This window comes from Pedobacter metabolipauper, from assembly GCF_004362715.1.
Classification (GTDB): Bacteria; Bacteroidota; Bacteroidia; order Sphingobacteriales; family Sphingobacteriaceae; genus Pedobacter; species Pedobacter metabolipauper.
On sequence record NZ_SNYC01000003.1, the window covers coordinates 1 to 26858 of the forward strand.

A 26858-nucleotide genomic window follows, 5' to 3' on the forward strand; every position below is an offset into this window, starting at 1 on the left:
ATCAGAACGACTGATCAGGGCAGCCTTTACTATGAAAAAGAGTTTACGGTTTCAATTACTAATGTCAATGAAGCACCCACAGCTATCGCTTTAAGTGCCTCGTCCATCAATGAGAATGCCGCGGCAGGTTCAACAGTTGGAACTTTAAGTACTACGGATCCTGATGCTTCAAATATGTTTACCTATACTCTGGTTACCGGGACTGGAAGCACCGATAATGCTTCATTTACGATTGACGGGACAAGTTTGAAATTAACCCCAAGTCCTGATTTTGAAACCAAGGGCAGTTATTCTGTTCGAATCAGAACCACTGATCAGGGTAGTCTTTACTATGAAAAAGAATTCACGGTTTCAATTAATAATGTGAACGAAGCACCCATTGCTATCGCCTTAAGTGCCTCGGCCATCAATGAGAATGCAGCGGCAGGTTCAACAGTTGGAACTTTAAGTACTACTGATTCTGATGCTTCAAATACATTTACCTATACTTTGGTTACCGGAACCGGAAGTACAGATAATGCCTCATTTACGATTGACGGGACAAGTTTAAAACTAACCCCAAGTCCTGATTATGAAACCAAAAGTAGCTACTCAGTTCGTATCAGGAGTACCGATCAGGGTAACCTTTACTATGAAAAAGAATTCACGGTTTCAATTAATAATGTTAACGAAGCACCCACCGCTATCGCCTTAAGTGCCTCGTCCATCAACGAGAATGTTGCCGCAGGTTCAACAGTTGGAACTTTGAGTACTACTGATCCTGATGCTTCAAATACGTTTACCTATACTCTGGTTACCGGGACTGGAAGTACAAATAATGCCTCATTCACGATTGACGGGACAAGTTTAAAGCTAACCCCAAGTCCTGATTATGAAGTCAAGAGCAGTTATTCTGTTCGCATCCGGAGTACTGATCAGGGCAGCCTTTACTATGAAAAGGAGTTTACGGTTTCAGTTACTAATGTGAATGAAGCACCCACAGCTATCGCCTTAAGTGCTGCATCGATTAGCGAGAATGCTGCCGCAGGTTCAACAGTTGGAACCTTAAGTACTACGGATTCTGATGCTTCAAATACGTTTACCTATACTCTGGTTACCGGGACTGGAAACACCGATAATGCAGCTTTTACAATATCTGGTGATGCACTGGTATTAACAGATATTCCTGATTTTGAAGCTAAAAGTAGCTACTTGATTCGCATCAGAACGACTGATCAGGGTAGTCTTTACTATGAAAAAGAGTTTACGGTTTCAGTTACTAATGTCAATGAAGCACCCACCGCTATCGCCTTAAGTGCCTCGTCCATCAATGAGAATGCCGCTGCAGGTTCTACAATTGGAACCTTAAGTACTACTGATCCTGATGCCTCAAATACATTTACCTATACTTTGGTTACAGGGATTGGAAGCACCGATAATGCTTCGTTTACGATTGACGGGACAAGTTTAAAACTAACCCCAAGTCCTGATTTTGAAACCAAGAGCAGTTACTCGGTTCGCATCAGAACCACTGATCAGGGCAGCCTTTACTATGAAAAAGAGTTTGCGGTTTCAGTTACTAATGTAAACGAAGCACCCACCGCTATTGCCTTAAGTGCCTCGTCCATCAATGAGAATGTTGCCGCAGGCTCAACAATTGGAACCTTAAGTACTATCGATCCTGATGCCCCAAATACATTTACCTATACTTTGGTTAGCGGGGCTGGAAGTACTGATAATGCTTCATTTACGATTGATGGAACTGGCTTGAAATTAACTTCAATCCCTGATTTTGAAATAAAGAACAGTTATTCTGTTCGTATCAGAACTATTGACCAGGGTGGTCTAAGCCTTGAAAAGCAATTTATGGTATCCGTTAACAATGTCAATGAGCAGCCCACCGGATTGATTTTAAGCGCGTTGTCTATGCATGAGAATGCAGCAGCAGGTTCAACTGTTGGAACCTTAAATACAACTGATCCCGATGCCTCTGGTACCTTTACTTATACTTTGGTTAGAGGGACTGGAAGTGCTGATAATAATATGTTTATTATATCTGGAAATATATTAAAGATAAATACAATTACCGATTTTGAGGTTAAAAATAGTTATAACATCCGTATTAGATCGACTGATCAGGGTGGACTTACATATGATGATGTATTTAGTATTTCAATTAATGATATCAATGAGCGTCCAACAGAACTGATTTTAAGTGCTTTAACAATTAATGAAAATGTTTTAGCCAATTCTGCAATCGGATTGTTGTCTACCACAGATCCTGACGCTGCTAACACATTTACCTATGCTTTAGTAACGGGAACAGGTAGTACAGATAATGTTGCTTTCACGATATCTGGTGATGCATTAAAACTAACTGCAATTCCCGATTTTGAAATCAAAAGTAACTATAGCATCAGGATCAGAACTACTGATCAGGGTGGCCTTGATTATGAAAAATCATTTACGATCCATGTGAATGATCTTTATGAAGATATCATTCCTCCTGCAATTACCTCCGTTAGTGTGCCGGCAAATGGTACTTATCTCGCAGGTACAGCACTAACTTTTAAAGTTTATTTTACTGAAAATGTAGCTATCAATGGCCATGAAGAAACTGCCTTTATTCCGGTAACCATTGGTAACACTGCTCGGAGAGCTTATTTCAAAAGTGGAAATGGAACAGATCAATTTGTTTTTGATTATGTGGTACAGGCAAATGACAATGATCAGGATGGTATTGAATTGGGTAACCACATTATTTCGGATCAAAGCTTTTTTCAGGATGCTGCAGGTAACAATGCGGTATTAATATTTAATGCTGTTCCTTCTACTGAATCAATTCGGATTGGTGTTCCGCCAGTTCCTATTATTCATGTCGCAGGAACCCTGGTTTCATTGTCGACTGTATATGGTTTGGCGTCATCTCTGACAAGTTTTAATGTGTCAGGTGAGGATATGGATGCTGGTATTTTAGTAACGGCTCCTGAAGGCTTTGAAATAAGTTTGAATCAAACCACTTTTGCCGGCAATATTACTATTGGCTCTGCAGGGACTATTGGTTTAACCCCGGTTTACTTAAGATTAAAAGCTACTGTTGATGCAGGAATATATGCTGGTGATATAATTCTTAGCAGTTTGAAAGCCGTTAGTATTCATGTGTCTGCAGATGCAAATAATCAAGTGCTTAAGAAGGGCTTAAATATTACGGCCAACAGCCGTAGTAAGACTTATGGAAACCGAATAGATTTTTCAGGAACTGAATTTATTGCGGATGGACTGGTGAATGGAAATACGGTTACCTCAGTTAACCTGAACAGTGCCGGAGCTTTAGAAGCAGCTCCTGTAGATGCTTCCGGATATGTTATTATCCCTTCCGCAGCCATTGGTTTAGGATTAGAAAGCTATACGGTTAATTACACGAATGGTTTGATTACTGTAAATCCGAAAGCATTAATAATTGCTGCGGATGATAAACAACGGGCTGTTGGAATGCCTGATCCGGTATGGACTGCTACATATTCTGGTTTTGTAAATGGTGAAAATGCTGATGTCCTTTTAGTGAAACCTTTATTTTTAACCACTGCCTCACAACTTTCCCCGCAAGGTTCTTATCCAATTACTGTGGGTAGGACAAATGCTAAAAATTACAGCATAAGTTATGTTGATGGTGTACTTACAATCACTCCGGGTATACTAACGAACATTTCCTTTGCACAATCCAATATCTATGAGAACCATGAACCGGGTGCTTTGGCTGGTGTTTTTAACAGTACAGCCAGCGACCCTGGTGCTACATTTAGTTATTCGCTGGTTGCGGGATCTGGCGATACTGATAATGGATCTTTTACAATTTCTGGTAATGAACTTAAAACGGCTGTCGTGTTTAATTATGAACAAAAAGCAAATTATAACATTCGGATACGCTCTGCAAACCAATACGGACAAATGTTTGAACAATCATTTACTGTTGCTCTGAATGATGTAAATGAGCCACCCACATTGGATGCAATTGCTGATCAGGCAGTTTGTGCATCATTTGAAAAACAAAGTGTATCACTTTCCGGATTGGGAGCCGGACCTGAAGCTGGACAACGTACAACTTTTACGATTTCCAGTACCGATGCCAGTCTGTTCGATGACCTGCAGGTTAGCAACAGCGGATTATTTAGCTATCGCCCTGCACAAGGGAAAAGCGGGACCGCTATTGTGACGATTACCATCAGAGATAATGGTGGCACTGAGCATGGTGGCATAGATTCCTTTAGCCGGAACTTTACGGTTACGATAAATCCAATGCCCGTTGCTGTTATTGCTGCACTGGGTGGAAAGGTTGAATTGTCTAAGGGGGAGACTTTGATTCTTACTGCCAATGGGGGATCTGGCTACATATGGGAGAATACACCTGGGATTGTTGGCGCACGCAATACGGCTTCAATTACCATTCGTCCGGATGTGACCACGACTTACCGGGTATCTGTTTCATCGGCAACGGGTTGCGTATCAACCAAAGAGATCACGATCCTTGTCAAAGAAGACTTCATTATGGTGAAGGGTACAAATATCCTGACTCCTAACGGCGATGGAAAAAATGACCGGTTCAAATTACGAAATATCGATATGTATCCCAATAACGAGGTGATCATATTTGATCGTGCTGGTCGGAAGCTCTATAGCAAAGTAAACTATACCGATGAGTGGGATGGGACTTTTCAGGGCTCACCGCTTGCAGAGGATACCTATTATTATATTGTAGATTTTGGATTTGGAAAAATGAAGTTGAAAGGTTTTGTTACCATTGTTAGGGATTAATATGAATAAGATAAATATATTTCTATTTGCACTGCTGCTGTTTGGTTTCGGAAAACGTTCAATGGCTCAGCTGAACCCTTTGGGCACACAATATTATTTTAATCAATATGCAGCTAATCCGGCCATGGCAGGCATCAGGCCAGGTATGGAGCTCAACCTTGGGATGCGCAAGCAATTCAATAGTATATCCGGATCACCAACTAACCATGCACTTACAGCGCAATACAGATACGAAAAGGTTGGGCTTGGTCTGAATATGTATAGTGACCTGGCTGGGTTGCTTAAGCAATCACGCGTTACGGGCACCTATGCATATCATCTTCCAATAAGTAAAGAAGGAAAAGAACTTCATTTTGGGCTCTCTTTAGGAATGATGTATCAAAGAATATCGGCCGATCAGATTGATGGTGATGCTGATGATGGAAGTGTAATGGGTTTGGGGCAGCGGGAAACTTATTTCGATGGTGATTTTGGCGTTGCTTATACTTCTGATAGATTTACTATACAGGCTGCAATGCCCAACATGAGGCATTTTTTTCAAAAAGAAGATAATAAGACCATTGACCAATCGCTGTATTTAACAGCTATAAGCTATAAATGGTACTTTAGTGGTGCTGAAAGTAGCATTTCTTTTGAACCAAAATTAACTTTTAGAGCGATCAAAGGCTATGATAACCTGATTGATGCTGGTGCGAATATAAGCCTCTTCGATGATAAACTGTGGATGATGGCTATGTATCACAGTTCTAAAAGTGCTACCATGGGACTGGGGATAAATTATGGCGTATTTTCAATTATGGGGATGTATACATCGGAAACTGCTGCACTCAGAACTTATGCGGATGGTAGTTTCGAGATTGGCCTGGTTTACCGGTTATTCAAATAGCTTACCCCATAATCCATTTTGTCCTAAGTTAACTCGTTTCACTTAAAGTTACTATCTTCATGGCTTTAAATGAATTATTCCATGCATTATAAAATAAAGTCTGCCGTATCCCTTTTATTGTTTTTCGGATTTGTCTTAGTCACTTCTCTAACCTATGCCCAATCCGCGTTGAGCAAATCTGCTGCTGAAGCAATGGCGCAATCTGAATTAAAGCAGCAATCTGCTTTGTACAAGCCCAAGGCAGAACTGGAATGGGAAAATAAGAGTATTGCGCTAGGTGCACATACGTTGAAATTTGCCTACCGGAAACTAGGTGAAAAACCTAAAGATGGATACAGCATGTATATCTCTATGCATGGCGGCGGCAATACAAGTCCGGCAACCAATGATCAGCAATGGAAAAATCAGATTAATTTATATACTCCTGCTGAAGGGATCTATGTAGCACCCAGGGCACCTACAAATACCTGGAACCTATGGCATGAAGCACATATCGACACGTTATTTGACCGTTTGATCAAAGACGCTGTAATTATGGAAGGCGTTAACCCAAATAAAATTTACTTGCTTGGTTACTCTGCAGGAGGTGATGGTACGTTTCAACTCGCACCAAGGATGGCAGATTATTGGGCGGCTTCGGCAATGATGGCCGGACATCCAGGAGATGCAGCAGCAATGAACCTTAGAAATTTGCCTTTTGCCATTTATGTTGGCGGAGTGGATAAAGCGTATAATAGAAATAAACTGGCTGGAGAATGGGGCTTAAAGCTGGATAGTCTGGAGAAAAGCGATCCGGGATCTTTTCAGCACGATGTTCACGTTTATCCGGATCTTCCACATTGGATGAACCGTAAAGATACCGTCGCCATTCCATGGCTGGCTTCTTTTAAACGAAATGCATTGCCTGCAAAAGTTACCTGGCACCAGGATGATATGAACCGTACCCGGTTTTACTGGCTTGGTGTGCCTGCCGCTGAAATGAAAACGGGTGCAGAAGTTATTGCTTCTATTTCTGAGAATACAGTACTTATTGAAAAGAATGACAATACCACACTTTTGATTTACCTGAACGATCAAATGCTTAACCTGGATAAAAAGGTTAAGGTGATCTATCTTGGTAAAACAATCTTTAATGGTAAAGTAAAGCGTGATCAGGCAATCATTAAAGAAACTGCCGCTGAAAGACTTGATAAAGATTTGATTTTTTATTCCAGGATAGCTATTAAAGAAGGAAAAGTATGGCAGGACATCCATCCTGCCAGTACTTTCATAACCATTCCCTAAATTTTACCGGAACCAGACGCAGTATGAAGTTGCGTTCGGTACTCAAGATCTGTTCCGATATATATAAGACGGTAAAGTGTAGCAGGTAGTCCTATATGAATTGAAAAAATAGTTTTCCACATTTATTATTGAAGGAGGCTGATCAGGTATCTTTATGGGGTTTCCACATTCAAAATTAGGTTAATTGAAAAAAAATCAGCTGTTTTTAGTATTCTTATTGACGCTCCTTATTGGACTTTCTACACGGACTAATGCTCAGGAAAGTGTCCCTGACACTGTTCGTACCGGTATTTATGTGACCAGTATTCACGATATTGATTTTAAGGAGAAGGAATATACCATCAATCTTTGGTTGTGGTTAAAATATAAAAACAAAGACTTCGACTTTGTAGAAAATCTGGAAGTACCACAGGCTAAAACAGTAGTAAAATCTTTTTCAACAATTGATACAACTGGTAATGAAGTTTATTTGCTGATGAAACTGCAATGTGTGATGAAGGATTCATGGGCAATTGATAATTTTCCATTCGACCATCAGCTGCTCAGGCTGTCTATTGAAAATTCACAATACGATTCTGGATCGCTGATCTTTGTTCCGGATACGGTAGGTAAACAGTTTGATCCGCGTTTTACACTTAGAGGCTGGAATATAGACAGTTTAAAAATCTCTGCTGGAACAAAAATCTACGAAACTGCGTTTGGCGATACCAGTATCAAAGTGCCTCATACTGAATACAGTAATTTTAGGGTGCGCATTGGTATTAGCAGGGATGCCATTGGACTTTTCTGGAAAATGTTTCTGGGGATGTATGTGGCTTTTCTAATTGCATTCATGTGTTTTTATATTCATGCCGATAGCATTGATTCCAGATTTGGGTTGAGTGTAGGCTCATTATTCGCCGTGATCGGTAATAAATACATCATTGATGCATCGTTGCCGGAAGCCACTACATTTACGCTGGTGGACATGCTGCATGGAATTACGCTGGTTTTTATTTTGATTGTAATCATGTCGACCGCATTCTCCCTCAGAATGATCAAGCGGGGAAAAATTGACCAGGCCAATAGATTTGATAAGATTTTTGCCTTAGTGATCCTTGCCATATATATTGCTTTGAACAGTTATTTTATTTTTCAGGCCAGCAGTATTTAAACTTCAGGTCAGTAGTATTTAATTTCAGGTCAGAAATATCTTATTCTTCAGACCAGCAATATTTAAATAATTTTTAGATGGGATGTATTTAGATCCTGATGCCTGACTGGTTTAAATTGCAGCTGCAGTTAACAAAATTGCATCGTGCTGCGGTTAACAAAGTTAATTGTGCTGTAGTTAATAAAGTTAAATCTTTCTGCTTGAACAGGATTAATTATTGCGGACAACTATTCTTAATACCAATATTGGGATAAATTTCGTGATCGCATGTGCAACCTCTGCTAGTTTTAATCATATCCTTTACTTTTTTTGATTCCTGTTCGTCGAAATATTACAGGCGTTGGTCGTGATTGTGCTGTTGCTGGTATAGTATCTCATATTGCCGTGCAACGTTTTGTAATTCTTGCTGTCTTAATAACAAAAAACAAGAAAATTTTAAAAACAAGATATCATGAAAACTCTAACTAAAACCGTATTCGCTTCTCTATTTACAGCTGTTCTTTTAAGTACTTCTGCCATGGCAACCTTTGCTGCATCGCCAATCCAAAAAACTACTGCTTACGCTGGTTTCAACAAGATCTGGGTGAGTGGAAATGTGAAGATCGTATTGACTCAAAGTGATCAGGAAGAAGTACAGGTAGGTGAGGACTTCAATTCAGAAATGACCACAATCCAAAGCAAAGGACAAACCTTATACATCAACTCGATGGAATCTGCCCAGGTTACGATTAATGTTTCAGTAAAAGACTTGCAACGGATTGAAGCTGCCGGAAGTTCTGTAGTGGTAACCAGCAATAACTTCGATGTAAAATACCTTCAGGTGTTCTTAAGTCAAAGTGCAACTGCCAAAGTTAAAACCACAGCAGGAAGTTTATATACTGTAGTAAATGACGATGCGGTATTAAGGTTAAATGGTTCTGCAGATGAGCATACCTTGATTGCTGCCAACCTTAAAAATACAAAACTGGATAATTTTGTGAGCAAAAACAGCACAGCAACAGTAATTGCAATGAAAGCTGTTAAGCTGGCTGCTAACGATATAAGATAAGAGAGATAGGTTAGTAAGTTGAAGGGGGTAATCTGAACGGTTATCCCCTTTTTTATTTATACAAGGTTTGCCCAAAAGTTTATGATTATCAGATCAATAACAATTGGGCAAACCTATTATTTAGTTATTGGTTTAAACTAGCTATTCGCGTTATTGAATAATCCACCTAAATCCAAGCTTATCCCATCGCCTAATGAGAAGGAAGAAGCACTTTGCTGATCTCCATCTTTAGTAGCTGTTTGGAAAGATAACAAGCTACCTATTCCAATTTTTCCCAGTAATCCGTTTGAGGATGATGAATCACTGTTTCCAAATAGACCGCCGCCGTTAATTTCTGTCAATTCTTGTTGATTTAATTCTTGAAGTTTCATAACATTCGTATTTAGTATCTGCTTACTCTTGAAGGTTTTCGGCATCCCCTGTGGTTCAAAGCTTTTAATTGCTTTAGTTATCCTCATTAACGAATGTATTTCTATGCTGGTTTTATAAGTGGTTGATTATCAAACTTCTTATTGGTGTAAGGTATTCCATGTGGTTGTTCGAAAATTAAAACACCTGCTTCAATGATTCCTGGAGGTGATTTTTTATGTGCTGGTTTTTATTAAAAAAATTGGAAAGGCAACGTTTATCCCCTAATCATTTACGTTCCTGTACTTTATCTTTCAGGTACGAAATAGTTTTTGTTGTTTTGTTTTATATCCATATATCAGACATTGAAAGACAGGACATCTATATCGCTTTATTGGAAATGCCAGCTCATTGGCTGGTCGCTGGCTGCGCTGTATTGGGCATACATCGGATTTATTAGTCCGGGATTTAGTTTGTCGCTTGGGTTACTTCTATTTATAACCGATGTGGTCATGTATATTTCTCTGACTCATTTGTATCGGAATTTTGCATTGCGGCACCATTGGCAGAATCTAAACCTGGATCAGCTGGTAAAGCGGATCATTCCAGCGATTGTGATCATGAGCATTGCTTACACGATCCTTACTTTACTGAAGCTGTATGCTTTTAAGGTGATGTTTTCTCCGGGGTTTTCTGAAAGCTTATTTAGCTTTATGATGAGGTGGATGGATGTTTTTATTGCAGGGATCCGCATCATGTCCATTTGGCTGCTGGCGTATCACTTATATCAATATGCACGTCGTGAGATCCGGGTAACCAAAGAAAATGCACAGCTGGCCATAATGACCAGGGAGGCACAGCTAAGCAACTTGTCTGCCCAAATTAACCCGCATTTCTTATTTAATTCACTCAATACAATTAAAGCATTGGTTATTGATCAGCCGGGATCGGCACGGAGGGGCATTGATCTTTTAAGTGAGCTGCTGCGCAATGCGCTTTACAACAGCGGTGCGGTATTGATCCCTCTAAAGTCTGAGATGGATCTGGTTCATGATTATCTTGAACTGGAAAAGCTGCGGATGGAAGAGCGGCTGACGTTTGAAATTGAAATGGACAGTTTGCTGGAAGAGCAGCTAATTCCGCGGTTTAGCATCCAGTCGCTTGTTGAAAATGCAATTAAACATGGGGTTTCGCTGCAAAAGCCGGGCGGATGCGTTCAGATTGATATTTCGAGACTTGGAGATAAAATCCGCATCTGTGTGCAGAATCCCGGGATGATTGATCTTAACACGCCTACAACTGGGATTGGCCTTAAAAACTTACAGGAAAGGCTGCGCTTGGAATACCATGGGGCTGCTTCATTCGATATCTGCAGGAAATCGGGCGGAAAGGTATGGGCCACTCTTTTAATTCCGATGCCATGAAAAAGGTCACCGTATTAATTATCGACGATGAGCGGTCTGCCAGGGAAGAGGTTAAAAGACTTTTACAGGCCTATCCTGAATTTGAAGTTTTAGGTGAAGCTGCAAATGCTGATGAAGCAAAGGCAAGGATTGAATTACTCCATCCGGATCTTTTGTTTCTTGATATTCAGATGCCTGAGAAATCTGGCTTCGACTTGCTTGAAATGCTGGACCTCATTCCACTGGTAATTTTTACTACGGCTTTTGATCAGTATGCAGTAAAGGCTTTTGAAGTAGCGGCTTTCGATTACCTGATGAAGCCAATCCGTAAAGAGCGTTTTGATAAGGCGATCGTACAGTTAAAAGCAAAGTTAATGATGGATGTTGAGCCTCAGATCTTTGTGCGCGACCGCCACCAGTACCATTTGATCCGATGGGCAGATGTCTACTTGATTGAATCTATGGACAATTATGTCCGGTTGTTTTTTGATGATAAAAAGGTCTTTTTAAAGAGTTCTTTAAGTCAGCTGGAAGAAAAGCTTGACCAACAGCAATTCTTTAGGGCCAACAGGGCTCAAATGATCAACCTTAAGTTTATTGATTCGATACATCAGGAAGAGCACGCAGAAAATGCAGCATTGACTATTACACTTAAAAGCGGGGATGTGATTAAGCTGTCTACCCGCCAGTCTGTTCGGTTCAGGATGATGAACCGAAATTAATTTAATATTTGAATCTAAAATGATGAGCAGAAAAATTTTCGGTATGGCTTTGCTATGCCTCATGGTAAGCCAGGTTTGCCGTTCCCAGGAAATCAATAAAGATCAGGATTCGTACCTGATTGAAGATAGTGTTCTGATTGGTATAAATAATGGGGGCACGCTTTCTGCAGTGGTGGTACGTAAAAAAGGAATTACTGTACCTCAGCCTGCAGCGTTGATGTTTTTTATCTATTCGAACCTGGAGCGAAGTTTGGCAGAAGCGAAATCTGCGGCAGATCATGGGTATGTAGGTATTGTTGCCGATACCCGTGGCAAACGCTTAAGTCCGGATGTGGTTGAGCCATATGAACATGAGGCCAAAGATGTAAATGCTGTGATTGACTGGATAGTTAAACAGCCCTGGAGCAATGGACAGGTAGGGATGTATGGCGGCAGTTATTCTGGTTTTGCACAATGGGCTGCGACAAAGTACCTGCATCCGGCATTGAAAACGATTGTGCCTTATGTGGCGGCAATTCCCGGTTTGGGTTTGCCAATGGAGAATAACATTTTTCTGAATGCAAATTACCAGTGGGCTTTTTATGTGACGAATAATAAGTATACCGATAATGCGGTAAATAATGATCATCGGCGCTGGCGGAACATGCGGGACAGCTGGTATCAAAGCGGAAAGGCATACAATAGGATTGACAGTATTGATGGTACATCAAACCCCTGGCTGCAGCGCTGGCTGCTGCATCCGGATTACGATAGCTATTGGCAGGGTATGGTTCCATATCAGTCGGATTTTGCCCGGATCAATATTCCTGTACTGAGTATTACCGGGTATTATGACGATGGCCAGATCTCTGCCCTTCATTATCTTCGGGAACATTATAAATACAACCCCATGGCCAATCATTACCTGATCATTGGTCCTTATGATCATTTTGGTGCCCAACAGGGTGGTGCCGCGGTATTGCGTGGTTATCAGGTAGATTCGGTTGCCCTGATCAATACCCGGGAGATTACTTTTCAATGGCTGGATTACGTCATGAAAGGTGGCAAGAAGCCTGAGCTTTTAAAAGATAGGATCAACTATGAGGTGATGGGGACAAACCGATGGGAGCATGTCGGCTCTATAGAAAAAATGGCTGATACGGTTTTGACCCTTTACCTGGATAAGACGAAACTGCACAGTGATTTTAGCCTGTCGGATAAAAGACCAGTTAAATCTGGATCTATAGAACAGACGATTGACCTGGCAGACCGCAATACTTCCAATAATGATTATTACCCTGATCCGATAGGCAAGAAAGAGCTTAACAGGGATAACGGTTTATTCTTTATCAGCAAGCCATTTGACCGGCCCGTTTCGATCAATGGTATGTTTAGCGGTGTGTTGAAAGCCAGCATCAATAAAAAAGACATGGACATTGGATTGGTGTTATATGAAGTACTGCCAAATGGTGAATATTTCCAGTTGTCTTATTTTATGGGGAGGGCTAGCTATGCCGAAGATATGAGTAAGAGAAAGCTGCTTAGACCCGGAAAGATTGAAGTGATCCCATTTGAACGTTCAAGAATGGTAAGCAAGCTACTGAATAAGGGAAGCCGATTATTGGTGGTATTGAATGTTGATAAGAATTCATTTGCGCAGGTAAATTATGGTACGGGTAAAGATGTGAGCCTGGAAACCATTGAAGATGCTGCAGAGCCGTTAAAGATCAGGTGGTATACGGATAGTTTTATTCAGGTGCCCATGCGGATGAAGTTATAAAAGTTATTATATTGTGGCGGGATAATTAACCTCCTCTGTACAGTATATGAACGTTCAACTTTCTTTCGGGTCTTTCTCAAAGGCCGGTCTATGCGCCATTATCTTTCTCTTTTCATCTGTTTTCGGATTTTCACAACAACAAAAGTGGTACACCCATAAAGACACGGTAAATAATTTTATAGTTGACTTTCCTTCTGCTCCGGTTAAGAAACCCGCAAAAGGCTTTTCTGTTGAATTTGAGTATAATGATAAGGCGAATGGAATTTTGTATACCTCAACTGCACTGTATACGGGCCGTGTTGTTGGTGGAACCGCTGATCAGCTTCTTAGTGAAATGCTAAATAAGTATCTGGAAGGCGATCAGATAAAACTACAGTATAAAAAGAAGCTGGGTAGTGATACCCTTGCTAAGATGGAGGCAGGGTTAAAAAAGGATAATAAATTTATACGTGTTATTTATTACCTTAAAAATGATGTGTTTTATGCGCTGAGTGCTGAAAGTTTAACGAATAATCTGGACGAGGGTTCTCCCGAATATTTTTTTAATTCGTTTAAAATTACAGCTACAGCCCTACCTAAAACGAGTAGCTGGGTAATGTATAAAAATAGTGAAGGAGCATTCCGCATCAACCTTCCTGGAACTCCCCAGGAAGCAATAAATGAAGTTTTAAATAAAGAAAATCCTGGTTATCCGTCTTACGTAATGAATATGTTTATGTCGACAGACAAATCCAATATGGCCAATTATATCGTTCGGTATAACGATTATCCAGCAGGGACATACATCAAGGACAAGGACTTAACTTTTAAAATGCTGATTGATGATCTGAAAGGAAAAGGGAAAGTTGAAGAAGAAGTCAGGGTCATTTTTAAAGGTGGTTATGAGGGGCGGACAATTGTGATCAGTTCGATGGATACGTCTCTGGAGATTCAAATTTTTATTCGCGGCAACAGGGTATACCTATTGATGCGCCAGAATATGAAGGGTAATGAAACCATTAAAAGTGATTTTTTTGACTCTTTTGACTTTGAAAAATATGCACCAAATGAAGGTGTCGTGTTTTCCAGGGAAAATGTAAGTCTGCGCATGCCATCAGAACCTATATCTGTACCTAATGAAGATGAGGATTACAAGGGGATGGTACAAAATACTAAATCGTATTATGTGGTTAATAAAAATTCCGGTGGCCTGTATGGGTTGGACCAGGGAACACTGGGCAAATATGCGCGGATTAAAAATATGGATACTTTATACCAACGTGTATTTAAATCATTAACAGCAGCGGATAGCAGCAATTATATTTTAAGCGATGTTTTTTCCGGAAATGTTAAGGGAAAGGAATATTATTCAAAAGACACCGCAAATGCTATAGATCGTAAAATTCGTGTTTTTATAAATAATGACCAGTATTATGTTCAATCTGCTTTTGTGAGCAGTGAGGAAATGAATAGTCCGCAATCCGCAGAATTTTTTAACTCGTTAAAGTTTGGCCCGCATAATGCTTTTGATCAAAAGAGCTCTAAGGCTTCGCTATTATTTGAAGATTCAAAGAGTACCGATAGTATAACTCATTTAAAGGTATTGGCGGCTTTTAATTATTATGAATTTGATAAGGAAGAATTGCCGCTCATTTATGATGCTTTGAAATTAAAGTATGCAGATGATACGACGAGCAATGGAGTTCGGGCTTTGCTCATTAGACAACTAACTGAGTTGAACGACGGCCGTACTGTTACATTTTTAAAAGAATTGTTTCAGGATGCGGGTAATACAGACGTGATTAAAGCGGAAGTTCTTCCGGCTATTGTTGGTGTAGATAAAAATAATTACGATTGGTATTTCAATTCTTTGCTTACAGCAACCCCTTTAAAGCTTAAGGAATACTGGGATCTATTCACCCCGTTGAATGATTCTCTTTCTTATGCTGCTACAAATTTTGATAAATTACTTACCTTATTAAAGGTGGACCAATACCGGTTGCATGTTCTTGATTTGGTGGTGGACATGCTTAGTGATGAGGATAAAAGCAGCTACCTGGCAGCTATAGAAAGCAGAAAGGAAAAGATCACGGAAAGAGCCATGGATGATGTAGTTGTAAAAAAATCTAAGCTTGATTACTCATCTTTTTTAATTCTTTACAGATATTTATATATCCTTCCCGAAGTTAAAATGCCCCAGTTAACAGATGAGTTTACTAAAAAAATATTCTCGCTCGATTCTGCTGAGTACTTGCATACCATTGCCTTTGCCGCCCGGATCAAGTCCGGTTTACCTCTCGATCCGGCCATGTTAAGTGCGCAGCTGGACAGCCTAAGTACACGCTATGATATTATGAGCGCATTTAATGCAATCGGTAAGCTGGAAAGCGTTCCAGTAAAATATAGAAAACATGAGGAGTTTGCCAAACTCATTTTATACAATTACCTGGTTGATGATTATGATGCCCCAAATTCAATCCGTCTTTTAGGAAAAGTTATGGATGATAAGGATATTTATTATGCTTTTGAGTTTAACTACCTGGAAGAACAAGTTATTAAAACCTACATTGGTATTTGTGGGCCTTTTGATAACAAATCTGGTAAATTAAATTTTGAAGGTTATACAGGTTATACAAATTTTGAGGAGAAAACAGAGGATTGGCTTAAACAGGCAAAAGCATTAATTGAAGAAATGAAGTAATACTGAAGCGATTGAAGCTGCCTAAGTGGAGCAGAATTATTTTAAGTTTTATGGATTAGATGACGTTCTGGTATCGTATGTTTTCATTTTATTTACAGAGACCTTTATCATTTTTTTGAGTATCTCAATATTGATGTCGTTTAGTTTATTGATATAGATACATCCTTTACCTTGCTTGTGTTTTCCAAATATTTGCAGCAACTCTTCTTTTTCTTCAAAATCCGGAGCCATATAAAATACGATTGCATTTTTTCTTGGCGAGAAACCGGCAAGTGGTGCATCACCCTCATGTCCACTTTCATATTTATAATGATAACTTCCAAAGCCAACAATGGATGATCCCCACATTTTTGGTGCTAATCCGGTTTGGGAGGTAAAGATTTCAATGATCTTAAAGCAATCGTTTCTTTTAGTCTCATCTGTTACTGAATTTATGAAATCAGTAACACTGGATGTGGTTTCAAATGTTTTATTTGTTGCCATATTTTAATATTTTATATAAATATATTCAATCGTTCGGAATTTTTACCGACAATTTTATGCCATTCACCTAGGTATTTGTCCAATTCAGCCATAGGCTACTTTTATCGCGTCATTTTATCTCACATCTTTACATTAGAAACTTCAACATTAGTTTCTGAATGTAAGATGTCAAAAATGATGAACATAGTTATTTTTAAAACTTCGGTACAGGATCAAAAAGATCTGAAGGTGATCACACCTTTAATGAACATTTTATTTGGAGAGAAGAACTGGTCATTTGCTTTAGATGATGAGGATAAAATTCTAAGAGTGGTATGCTCTGTTCCATGTACAAATCTGATCATACAGATCTTAAAAGAAATGGGTTTTCGCTGCGAAGAAATGCCGTACTCGTTGCACTAGCTGAACGATTGGTTTAACCATTTTTATAATCCGGATCTGAGTTTATATCCTCGTATCTGAGTACATAGTGCCGGTAAAGATCACTGATACGGAATACATATTCGATCAGGAGCAGCATTACGGCAGCTGGTACGACCAATTCCATGAGGTTCAACTTCCAGAACCCATAACTGAGCATAATGAATAACCGGAAGCATTCCAGGTTATAGATCCATTTTCTTTGCTCCAGTAATGCACCACAATTAATCAATGTTAATAAAATAAGCAAGACGATGAATAGCCTGTCGTATGCATCTATATAAGGATAAATTGCAGTAATGAACGTTAATAATGCAATGCATAATAAAATCTGTACGTTTAGATAAGCACGGAATTTAAACCTCACAGAAGATGAAGCCTTATGCTGAAGGTATCTCTTCTCCAGTACTGGTCTGATGGACTGGTCTAATGTAGAAGGATTTCCGAAAATGATCTTAAGTTTTGATCTAAGTCCTGTTTCGTGTTTACAGGCTTCCGCAATTTCCAGGTAATAATGAAAATGCTGCCATAAAAAGCTATAACTTTTTACAGGATGTGTAAGTCCGTATTTTGGCTGTTCTTCTTCTTGTTGAAAGGTGCCGAACAGCTTATCCCAAAATACAAATACATCTCCATAGTTTTTATCGAGGTATTTATCGTCACTTGCATGGTGTATGCCATGTAAGGAGGGGGTGATCAATATGTGTTCCAGCCAGCCCAGTTTTGAGATAATTTGAGTATGTGTAAAAAAGGAATAACCTCCATGAACGACTAAGATGGTGATGACCATGGCTGGATGAAAGCCAAAAACGGGCAGGATACACCAGAATACATTTCTGATCAGTGCCTGAAATACGGTGATACGGGCAGAAACCGTTAGATTAAATTCTTCACTTTGATGGTGTACTATATGGGCAGCCCATAAAAAATTGATCTGATGGCCAAGCCGGTGGTACCAATACCAAACCAGGTCTGTGCTAAGTATCAGTGCAATCCACACCCACCAGGTATTTGGAATATTGAAAATTGCATAGTTTTTATAAACCCAATAGAACAGATTGTAAAAACTTGCAGATATGAATAGATTGAGCAGTCTTTCTGCAATTCCGATACTTAAGTTTGAAATGGAACTTTCATATTTGAATATGTCACCTTTTTTAAGCCGTACAGCAAGCTGATACTCTATATAGAGGAAAACAAAGAATGCAGGAATTGCAAAAGCCAAATAGTTGGGTTGGATCATTTTGTTAATATTTACGGGTGAGCATTGTGTTTGCAAAACCAGGCCATCCGGCCTGGTTTATTGAACAAAACTTCGATCCTAATCGTACCAAAGCTGGAGCAGCCAGAGCGGCTGCTCAGCAAATATAATTAATTCTACTAAATTAGTAGTATTTAATTGTTCAATTAAAAAGCCGGATCAGATGACCCGGCTTTACTTCAAAAACAAATCTAAACAAAATGAGTACGCTTGGATTTACCAGGAGGTCAAGAGCGGATTCGAACCGCTGTAAAAGGTTTTGCAGACCTCTGCCTAGCCACTCGGCCACTTGACCCTTGAACGAAAAAACAGTTTGCAGGCATCCAGTTTTCGTGTTCTTACGAGGTAGGTAACTATGATTACAAGAAGCATGTTATTTTACTAAACCGGCGAACCGCTGATAAAATGCGGTTGGACTGTTTTCATTTTTAGGTTCATATTTTCCAGCTATAATTGGTATGTAAATTACCCTTCTGCGGCTTTCTTCTCCGACTATTGCTGACTGGGCTACACGATGCCATAGCCTTCCATCATGGATCGTAAGATCTCCGGCCTGAGGGGCTATTGCAATCTCATCCTTATCCGATCTATTGTCTAAGAAATATTTTTTGCGAAATAACAATTGATATAAGCTTTGTTTATGGGTTCCTGCTAAGACCCTTAATCCCCCGTTATCAGGTTTGATGGTATTTAAATGGATGCCAACGTTGAGCATTGGGTTTAGCTTCTGACCCTGAAATATATCACGGAGGCCGTCGGTATGCCAGCCCATCTGGGTAAACTTACTTTCCTCAGCATTTACATAGTGATTTAATACCATGCCGTCTTTTTCTGTGGTACCCAATCTTGCTCCATCGCCTATGAGGCTCAGCAAAGTATCAAATCTTGGATCACCGGCAAGTTCAGAGAAAAGATCATGATGCTGATTGATAAAGGCAAACCGCTGCACGATCGTACTGCCGTCCACATCTTTTCCGTATTTGACTGGTATGCCGTTAACCTTTATTTTTTGGTTTTCGATCCAGCGCTGCTGCACATTTAAAGACGCCTTTACGATGTCTGCTACAGTTTCTTTTTTGATGAAGTTCTTGAAATGTATAAAGCCATTGCGGTTAAAAAAATCGTGTTGTTCGGTCGTTATTTGGTCTCCCAAAGTAAATCTCGGATATGAATTGTCCATGTCTGCAGCATTTAATAGTAAATAATAGATGGTGTCAGTTGCTGATGAAGCAACTGCTTAAGCATTGGTCCTGATTGGTGTGGATCAACAACAGCAATAGCAACAGCATGCGCCTTTAGAGAAGGGCATTCGCATTCGGTATGCGGTAAGTATATGTTGCGTTTTAATCATTTAAAATAAAGTCTACTATTTTGGTAGACATTACAAATGTAGAGAAATATTTATAATATCAAATTATTTTTAATAATATTTATTTTATGTGGGTATAAACTTATTTATGCCCGTATAAACCTGCTGTAATGCGCTCAATGAGGCGTTTGGGTAAATGTTTTACTCCAAATGACGATAGTTTATTTAAGAAGCCGGGAACAATTTCTGCTTTCTTATGAAACATTCCATCCAGTCCGGTCTTTGCCACATCGCTTGCAGCGCTATTAAACTTCTCTGCCAGGCTGGCCAGTACATCCATACCTGCACGGCTTGCAAAGCCTGTTGCAGTAGGACCGGGGCAAAGACAGCTCACTGAGATGGTTGTGTCTTTAAGTTCGTAGCGTAATGCCCTGCTGTATGAAAGGATAAATGATTTGCTGGCCGAGTATATTGCTAAGGTTGGTACTGCCTGATAGGCTGCGGTACTCGATACATTTAAAATATAGGCTTGCTGCTGGTTGTGCAACAGGGGTAATAATAAGTATGTCAATTCTACAACCGCACTTATATTGAGTTTTAGCATGTTCATCTGGCTGGCAAGCGTTAGCGTTTCGAAATTCCCCCAGAGTCCGTATCCGGCATTGTTGATCAGCACCGATAACGCTGTGGTATGTGTGCTGCACCATTTTGATACGCTGGATGCAGCATCATCTATAGAAAGATCACAGGAAAAGTAGTGGGCTTCAACAGGATATTCCTGTTGAATGTATTCAGAAAGTCTGATGAGCTCATCTTCTGATCGTGCTACCAGCAACAGGTTATAACCAGAACGGGCAAGTGATAGCGCCATTTCTTTTCCAATGCCTTTACTTGCTCCTGTAATTAACGCGTATTTTACTGCTGTCATTTAAGTGGATTACCTATATCTAAGGCTATCTGCACATAGCCTTAGATGATCTAGACGTCATGGGCGGGATCGAACCGCCCTTAAAGGTTTATGAAACCTGTGCCTAACCACTCGGCCACATGACTATTTTGAATAGGATCAGTGCATAATATCACTGGCTGCCGGCAAATATATACTATTTTAAAATAAATACTACTAATTGAGTAGACTTTATTTATATTTGCTGCCATACATCGTTCTATTATTTATTTACTTATCCAGAAAGACTGAGGGAAAGGCCCTTTGACGTCTTAGCAACCTGTTTCTAATAAGGTGCTAACTCCTTCCGGCAATGCCGGACAGATAAGATCAACTCCAATCGATCTGAATAGGTTTTATTTTTTCACTTAAAAATCGATTGAAATGAGAATTTACCTGGACAACGCAGCTACTACACCTTTAAGCAGAGAAGTTTTCTTAGCTATGGAACCTTTTCTTTTTGAGAATTTTGGCAATCCTTCTTCTTCGCACTTTTATGGCCGGAAGGCTAAAGCTGCGGTTGAGTTATCAAGAAATACAATTGCTGAATTATTAAATACCGACCCGAATCACATTGTCTTTACTTCAGGAGGTACTGAAGCGGACAATATCGCCATTCTTTCTGCAATTCATACAAATGGGATCAAAGTTGCGATTACTTCTCATTTTGAACATCATGCCGTACTCAATACTTTAAAAAGCCTGCAGCAGAAAGGAATTATTCAATTGATCTATTTGAATCATGATGATCATGGTAATTTATCTGTGACCCATTTGGAACAACTTTTAAGCACGCATGGCCATGCATTTGTTTCGGTAATGCATGGAAATAATGAGATTGGAAATTTGAATGACATTGAGTTGATTGCTGAAATTTGTTGTAGGTACGGCGCTATTTTTCATTCGGATACCGTTCAAACGATGGGGCACTATCAGTATGATACTAAAAATCTTAAAGTGGATTTTTTAGTTGGATCGGCACATAAATTTCACGGGCCTAAAGGAGTTGGATTTTTATACAACCGGGCATCATCGGCTGTTCAGCCATTAATCCATGGTGGGGCACAGGAGAAGGGACAGCGAAGCGGAACAGAAAATGTGACGGGTATTGTTGGTCTGGCTAAAGCACTGGAACTTACTCAAATGAACCCTGTTTTTTATCAAAACCAGATCAGCAGTCTGAAAGAGCGGATGATTACAAAGTTGCTTGACCGGATTCCTGGTATAAAGTTTAATGGCAATTCATCAAATAAAGAGCTGAGTGTTTCTAAGGTCCTTAGTGTTTCATTTCCGGATAATGGTCTTGGGCAAACCGTTTTAGATTATCTGGATTTGAACCAGATCTGTGCATCCGGAGGAAGTGCATGCAGCAGTCGCTCTGCATCGGGTTCACATGTTCTTCGTGCATTGGGAAATGAGCATGGAACAACCATCCGGTTTTCTTTTAGCCGCTATAATACTGCTGAAGAGATTGATTATGTAGTGGAGAAACTGGTTAAGTTTAATGAAGATGCTGTTGAACAGGTAATTTGTTTTGCTGCCAATTGATAAAACCAGTAGCATACCGTCAAGAGCAGATCATAGACTGTTATAACCGAAATGTTTGAATTTTATATGTAATGCTTTGAATCTTACAATTTTTAAAAGAGACCTGTGCTTACATTTGTACTTATCAAATCACAATATAAATAGGACCCTATGATCACTACTCAAACTAACGAAAACTTTTCTTGTTTCTTATTAAAAGATTATGCTGCTGTCTGCAAATCTTCGATAATGGATCTTAATATAAACCTTGGTGAGGTAAACCAATTGATGGACAGTATTTTTGTAAAGCAGCAATTAAATTTAGATGAGGAAATGCTGTATTATTTAGCGATATCCGGATAATGTTTGAATTTTGTAATCATTGGTTTGATCTTAGTAATGGGATCACCTTTTAATTCCTTAATTTTACTTCAGTTTAAATCCTATTGCTATGATCGCTAAAACAGAAACACTGGAAGATTTTTATAAACATAAGCTTGATTACCTGCCTTTAAACCTGCAAAAGGATATGGGTCATTTTAATGTGTTTAGAACGGAAGATTGCTTGGGCCCAGGTGCCAGACCTGTTGCGTACAGCAGGAGGGACTTTTACAAAATCGCTTTGATCCGCGGAAAGAATGTGTATCACTACGCAGATAAGAGCTTAGAGGTAGATGGAACTACGCTGATGTTTTTTAATCCGCAGGTTCCTTATACATTTGAGTCTATGTCTGACGATACAACCGGTTATTTTTGCATTTTCTCTAAATCTTTTTTTACAGAAAGGATCATTGGCGGTTTAAAGGAACTGCCTATGTACGCATTAGGCGGGAAACCGGCCTATCATCTGGATGATAAACAAGACCAGCACATTAGCTCTATATTTGTCCGGATGCTGGAAGAGATTGATTCTGACTATGCGTTTAAGTATGATCTGCTTAGAAACTATATAACAGAGATTACTCATTTTGCATTAAAATCCAGGCCTTCTGAAAGTCTTCACCTTCATGTGGATGCCAAAACCAGGATAACTTCTGTATTTACTGAATTGCTGGAACGTCAGTTTCCAATTGAAACCCCGTCACAACGTTTTAATATGCGTTCGGCTAAAGATTTTGCAGATCAGCTGGCTGTACATGTAAACCATTTGAACAGGGCAATCAAAGAAACTACAGGTAAAACGACTACCAATGTTATTGCGGAGCGGTTAACTAAAGAAGCAAAGTCTTTATTAAGACATACGGACTGGAATGTTTCTGAAATTGCCTATTGCCTCGGCTTTGAAGAACCAGCCCACTTTAACAATTTCTTTAAGAAACAAACCCAGTTTACTCCTTCCTATTTCAGAACTGCTTAAGAAAAGCCAGGCTTACTAATCCATTCGTATTATATTCATTTGCAGTTCATCATGGAATCAAACCGTAGCCAATTATTGTATTAGCAAGTTCTTAAGATGAACAGGTCTTTAAGTGTCGAGGCTTAAGTGAATACGATTCAATCCAACAACAAGAATAAATTCGGGTAATACAAATTCAATTCATTTAGAAAACATTAATCCTGAACATCAATATTTGATTTAAGATGTTGATTTTATATTAAACCACTAATAAATAATATGTTATAAAAATATTGTTAATTAGGCTTTGAAATATAAACAGTGTTTAGTATATTTGCAGTGTTAATATTGATTATGGCAATTAAAGACAGAAAAGAACGGGAAAAACTGGATAAGCGCAAGCTGATCATTGAATCTGCTACCCGGCTTTTTTTGGAGATGGGTTATGAAAAAACCTCTATCCGTACCATTGCTGATGACATTGAATACAGTCCTGCAACCATTTACCTTTATTTTAAGGAAAAAGATGAGATCTTTTTCGTTCTTCATGAGCAGGGTTTTGATATTCTTAATAAGGAATTTGCCACACTTGGATCTATTAAGGATCCGTTTAAACGGCTTGCTGCTATGGGTAAAGCATATCTGGATTTTGCGTTTAAAAATCCGGATTACTATGATCTGATGTTTATTATGCGCGCACCTTTAACTGAAATTGCATGCCATGATAAATGGGAAGCTGGAGATGCGGCTATATCGCATTTATTTAAGGGTGTATCAGAATGTATTGATCAGAAGTTGATTAGAGATGGTGATGTTTTCATGATCTCAATGACAATCTGGTCTTATGTACATGGTGTAGCCTCGCTGCACATTCGTGAACGTTTTAAATCGGTTAAGGAATCTGGAGATGGCGAGATCCAGAAGATGTTGAAAACTTCCCTGGATTATTTTTTAGCCGGGCTTAAGGTGTAGCCTTTTTTTAATACCTGATATAAACACTGTTTAGTAAAAAATCAACGATTATACTTTTTAAACAATTAAAGAATCAGCCATTATGACCTCCGTAAGTAAACACTGTTCATTAACTAAACGATGAGATAATAAGATGAAATTAAATGTATTTACGCGGGTTTGGATACTCGCCGCAGTTTTGATCCCTGCATCTTTGTCTGCCCAAACACCGCTTCAAAAATATCTGGAGGAGGCCATTACAAATAACCTTGAACTGCAGAACCGTGATTTTGCAGTGCAGAAAAGCCTTTACGCGCTTAAAGAGGCCAAAGGTCTTTTTTTGCCTGATGTTAATTTTAATACGCAGTACCTGGCTTCTGGTGGCGGAAGGAAGATTGAGATTCCAATAGGGGATTTGCTGAATCCGGTTTACAGCACCCTTAATAACTTAACCAGCTCCGGCCAGTTTCCGCAGGTTGAAAATGTGAGTCAGAGTTTTAACCCGAACAATTTTTATGATGCGAAGGTACATACCACCTTACCATTGTATAATGCGGAGATTATCTTTAATACAAAGATTAAGAAAGAGCAAATTAACATCAGGCAGGCCGAGCTTAATGTATATAAAAGGGAGCTGATTAAAAATGTGAAATTGGCTTATTACGGTTATCTGCAATCTTTATCTGCTATTGAAGTGCTTAATAATGGTATTGTTCTGGCTAAAGAAAACTTGCGCATTAACGAAGCTATGGTTAAAAATGGCAAAGCGATCCGTACGGTAGTAAACCGTGCTGAGAATGAGGTTACCGGTTTAAAGGCCCAGCTGGAAGATGCGCGTTCGCAGGCACTTAATGCTGCGGCTTATTTCAATTTCTTATTAAACAAACCTTTAAATTCTGCTATAGGTGTTGAACAGGTTCAGGCAGGTTTATCTGCAGATACGAGCGGATCCCGTAAGAGTGACGAACTATTGGCTCTGGAGTCTGCCGGAAAAGCAAACCTTCTTGCGCTTCAGCTCAATAAGGCTGCTTACCTGCCTAAACTATCTACCTTTTTAGATCTGGGTGCCCAGGGCGATTTTCTTAAGGTTAATGATGAGTCTCCATATTATCTTTTTGGGGTTACACTTTCCTGGCAGATCTTTGCTGGAAACCAGCGCAAGAATAAGATCCAGCAGGCTTCCATGGATGTTAAGTCGGCAAATAACCAAGTCAGTCAGGCTGAACAGCGCTTGCAGTTAGAGATAGAAACGGCTGCCAACAAGTTAAAAGCAGCTATTCAGGTTTATGATGCTTCGGTAAGCCAGGCTTCCTTATCCCGTCAGTATTTTAAAGATCAGCAACGGCTTTACAAAGAAGGGCAGGCCTTATACCTCGAACTTCTCGATGCGCAAGCCAGGCTGATCAATGATGAACTTAAACAAAGCATTACTTATTTAACTGCGCAAACCAGGGCTGCTGAACTGGAAAGGGCAAAGTCAAGCTATACCTTTTAACCTTAAACTTAAAAACATGAAATTTATAAACTTTTGGACCGTAATGGCATTGATCCTGATCCTTGCGGCTGGCTGTAAGCAGCCAAAACCTGTTGAAAAGGCGGATGGTTCAATTCCTGTGAAACTGATCTCTGTTTCTGCACTTCAGGAAGCGGAACCTATGGAAACTTCGGGCTTATTGTCTTCTGAACAACAGAGTAACCTGTCTTTTAAAATGAGTGGCATCATTAGCCGGATCCTGGTAAAGGAAGGTGACCGGGTACAGCAAGGCCAGGTATTGGCCCTGTTGAATAAAACAGAAGTGAATGCCCAGCTCAACCAGGCTGAAGAGAATTTTAATAAAGCGCAGCGTGATGCACAACGCATCGCTAATCTATATAAGGATAGTGTGAGTACGCGTGAGCAGTTTGATAATACGCAAACGGCACTGACGATTGCTAAAAAACAACTGGACATTGCCCGTTACAACTCGGCTCAATCCAGCATCATTGCAAATACGGCTGGTGTTGTTTTAAAAAAGACAGCGAATGAGGGTGAGCAGATTGCTGGTGGTGCCCCTGTTCTTTTTATCAGCAGTACTGCTGATAAGGACTGGATCATTAAATGTGGGATTACCGATAAAGATCGGGCCAGGCTTCGTGGTAATGAGCCTGCCGAGATTGTTTTTGATGCTTATCCGCAAACGTTTAGCGGTAAGGTGAAATCACTCGCTGAAGGCAGCGATGCTGGCTCTGGATTGTACCAGGTTGAAGTCCGCATTGATCCTGGCCAGGTTAAACTGGTTGCCGGTCTTTTTGCAAAGGTTAAACTGTATCCGGCTGGTAAAGCCGACCTGGTATCGGTCCCTGTTGATGCACTTGTTGAAGGTAAGAATGACAGTGCTTATGTATTTATTGCCGATGGCAATAAAGCCGTTAAAAAAGCAGTTAAGATTGCCTATTTAAAAGGCGATAAGGCCTATATATCTAATGGCATGTCTGCACAAGACCGCGTAATCCGTGAAGGTTCTGCGTATTTAACTCCCGGATCCACTATTAAAATAATCAGATAATCTTA

The 26858-nt window shown here is 39.7% G+C and carries 21 protein-coding genes, 2 tRNA genes and 1 riboswitch; of the genes, 16 read left to right on the forward strand and 7 right to left on the reverse strand.

The genetic code is table 11. The features are described 5' to 3' along the window. The 5 genes from ATK78_RS00085 to ATK78_RS00105 form a co-directional block, all read left to right on the forward strand. Window positions 1-4791, forward strand: a 4791-nt coding sequence (locus ATK78_RS00085) for a T9SS type B sorting domain-containing protein (protein ID WP_133574038.1), incomplete at its 5' end; no start/stop codon positions are given. Window position 4792: 1 nt separating this feature from the next. Continuing rightward, complete coding sequence (locus ATK78_RS00090) at window positions 4793-5677, forward strand: PorP/SprF family type IX secretion system membrane protein (RefSeq protein WP_133574039.1); 885 nt, start codon at window positions 4793-4795, stop codon at window positions 5675-5677. 81 nt (window positions 5678-5758) lie between these two features. Continuing rightward, window positions 5759-6961 carry an alpha/beta hydrolase family protein gene (locus ATK78_RS00095; protein ID WP_133574040.1) on the forward strand — a complete coding sequence of 401 codons (1203 nt, stop codon included), beginning with the start codon at window positions 5759-5761 and terminating at the stop codon, window positions 6959-6961. Between the two features lie 184 nt (window positions 6962-7145). After that, the gene (locus ATK78_RS00100; protein ID WP_133574041.1) at window positions 7146-8114 is read left to right on the forward strand and encodes a ligand-gated ion channel; all 969 of its coding nucleotides are present in this window, start codon (window positions 7146-7148) and stop codon (window positions 8112-8114) included. A gap of 451 nt (window positions 8115-8565) precedes the next feature. Continuing rightward, on the forward strand, window positions 8566-9162 hold the full coding sequence (locus ATK78_RS00105; RefSeq protein WP_133574042.1) for a GIN domain-containing protein: 597 nt from the start codon (window positions 8566-8568) through the stop codon (window positions 9160-9162). 137 nt (window positions 9163-9299) lie between these two features. On the opposite strand, the gene ATK78_RS00110 is transcribed toward ATK78_RS00105, so the two are convergent. After that, window positions 9300-9533 (reverse strand): hypothetical protein, encoded by a 234-nt coding sequence (locus ATK78_RS00110; RefSeq protein ID WP_133574043.1) that lies wholly within the window; start codon window positions 9531-9533, stop codon window positions 9300-9302. A gap of 342 nt (window positions 9534-9875) precedes the next feature. Between ATK78_RS00110 and ATK78_RS00115 the strand changes: the two genes are divergently transcribed. From ATK78_RS00115 to ATK78_RS00130, 4 genes are read left to right on the forward strand one after another with little or no spacing between them, the layout of a single operon-like run. Further along, window positions 9876-10934: a sensor histidine kinase gene (locus ATK78_RS00115; RefSeq protein ID WP_133574044.1), complete on the forward strand. Its 1059-nt coding sequence runs from the start codon at window positions 9876-9878 to the stop codon at window positions 10932-10934. After that, a complete protein-coding gene (locus tag ATK78_RS00120; RefSeq protein WP_133574045.1) occupies window positions 10931-11635 on the forward strand; it encodes a LytR/AlgR family response regulator transcription factor in 705 nt (234 codons plus the stop codon). Before ATK78_RS00115 ends, ATK78_RS00120 begins: the two co-directional genes overlap by 4 nt. Before the next feature lie 19 nt (window positions 11636-11654). Beyond that, window positions 11655-13394 carry a CocE/NonD family hydrolase gene (locus ATK78_RS00125; protein ID WP_208112275.1) on the forward strand — a complete coding sequence of 580 codons (1740 nt, stop codon included), beginning with the start codon at window positions 11655-11657 and terminating at the stop codon, window positions 13392-13394. Between the two features lie 46 nt (window positions 13395-13440). Continuing rightward, the gene (locus ATK78_RS00130) at window positions 13441-16074 is read left to right on the forward strand and encodes a hypothetical protein (RefSeq protein WP_133574046.1); all 2634 of its coding nucleotides are present in this window, start codon (window positions 13441-13443) and stop codon (window positions 16072-16074) included. 48 nt (window positions 16075-16122) lie between these two features. Here the strand turns inward: ATK78_RS00130 and ATK78_RS00135 are convergent, their stop codons facing one another. Beyond that, window positions 16123-16557 carry a DUF1801 domain-containing protein gene (locus tag ATK78_RS00135; RefSeq protein WP_133574047.1) on the reverse strand — a complete coding sequence of 145 codons (435 nt, stop codon included), beginning with the start codon at window positions 16555-16557 and terminating at the stop codon, window positions 16123-16125. Window positions 16558-16731: 174 nt separating this feature from the next. Between ATK78_RS00135 and ATK78_RS00140 the strand changes: the two genes are divergently transcribed. Continuing rightward, window positions 16732-16959, forward strand: a complete 228-nt coding sequence (locus ATK78_RS00140; protein WP_133574048.1) for a hypothetical protein — start codon at window positions 16732-16734, stop codon at window positions 16957-16959. 13 nt (window positions 16960-16972) lie between these two features. Here ATK78_RS00140 and ATK78_RS00145 read toward each other — a convergent pair whose 3' ends face one another. The 5 genes from ATK78_RS00145 to ATK78_RS00165 form a co-directional block, all read right to left on the reverse strand. Then, window positions 16973-18220 carry a sterol desaturase family protein gene (locus tag ATK78_RS00145; RefSeq protein ID WP_133574049.1) on the reverse strand — a complete coding sequence of 416 codons (1248 nt, stop codon included), beginning with the start codon at window positions 18218-18220 and terminating at the stop codon, window positions 16973-16975. A 242-nt stretch (window positions 18221-18462) separates the two neighbouring features. Then, window positions 18463-18533: transfer RNA gene (locus ATK78_RS00150), tRNA-Cys, on the reverse strand. A 78-nt stretch (window positions 18534-18611) separates the two neighbouring features. Further along, the gene (locus ATK78_RS00155) at window positions 18612-19418 is read right to left on the reverse strand and encodes a phytanoyl-CoA dioxygenase family protein (protein WP_133574050.1); all 807 of its coding nucleotides are present in this window, start codon (window positions 19416-19418) and stop codon (window positions 18612-18614) included. Window positions 19419-19689: 271 nt separating this feature from the next. Then, window positions 19690-20475 carry an SDR family NAD(P)-dependent oxidoreductase gene (locus tag ATK78_RS00160; RefSeq protein ID WP_133574051.1) on the reverse strand — a complete coding sequence of 262 codons (786 nt, stop codon included), beginning with the start codon at window positions 20473-20475 and terminating at the stop codon, window positions 19690-19692. Window positions 20476-20529: 54 nt separating this feature from the next. Next, window positions 20530-20600 (reverse strand) — tRNA-Met (locus tag ATK78_RS00165). 125 nt (window positions 20601-20725) lie between these two features. Continuing rightward, window positions 20726-20824: riboswitch (SAM riboswitch) on the forward strand. 53 nt (window positions 20825-20877) lie between these two features. On the opposite strand from ATK78_RS00165, the gene ATK78_RS00170 reads away from it, so the two are divergent. The 6 genes from ATK78_RS00170 to ATK78_RS00190 all read left to right on the forward strand — a co-directional run bounded on the left by ATK78_RS00170 (window position 20878) and on the right by ATK78_RS00190 (window position 26853). Then, complete coding sequence (locus ATK78_RS00170) at window positions 20878-22041, forward strand: cysteine desulfurase family protein (protein WP_133574052.1); 1164 nt, start codon at window positions 20878-20880, stop codon at window positions 22039-22041. 150 nt (window positions 22042-22191) lie between these two features. Continuing rightward, window positions 22192-22383: a hypothetical protein gene (locus ATK78_RS22845; RefSeq protein ID WP_208112276.1), complete on the forward strand. Its 192-nt coding sequence runs from the start codon at window positions 22192-22194 to the stop codon at window positions 22381-22383. A gap of 88 nt (window positions 22384-22471) precedes the next feature. Continuing rightward, window positions 22472-23377: a helix-turn-helix domain-containing protein gene (locus ATK78_RS00175; RefSeq protein WP_208112277.1), complete on the forward strand. Its 906-nt coding sequence runs from the start codon at window positions 22472-22474 to the stop codon at window positions 23375-23377. Between the two features lie 333 nt (window positions 23378-23710). Further along, window positions 23711-24328, forward strand: a complete 618-nt coding sequence (locus ATK78_RS00180; protein ID WP_133574053.1) for a TetR/AcrR family transcriptional regulator — start codon at window positions 23711-23713, stop codon at window positions 24326-24328. A gap of 133 nt (window positions 24329-24461) precedes the next feature. Further along, window positions 24462-25802 carry a TolC family protein gene (locus ATK78_RS00185; RefSeq protein WP_133574054.1) on the forward strand — a complete coding sequence of 447 codons (1341 nt, stop codon included), beginning with the start codon at window positions 24462-24464 and terminating at the stop codon, window positions 25800-25802. 16 nt (window positions 25803-25818) lie between these two features. Continuing rightward, window positions 25819-26853, forward strand: coding sequence for an efflux RND transporter periplasmic adaptor subunit (locus tag ATK78_RS00190; protein WP_166664780.1), 1035 nt, complete (start codon window positions 25819-25821; stop codon window positions 26851-26853). Window positions 26854-26858: the final 5 nt, after the last annotated feature.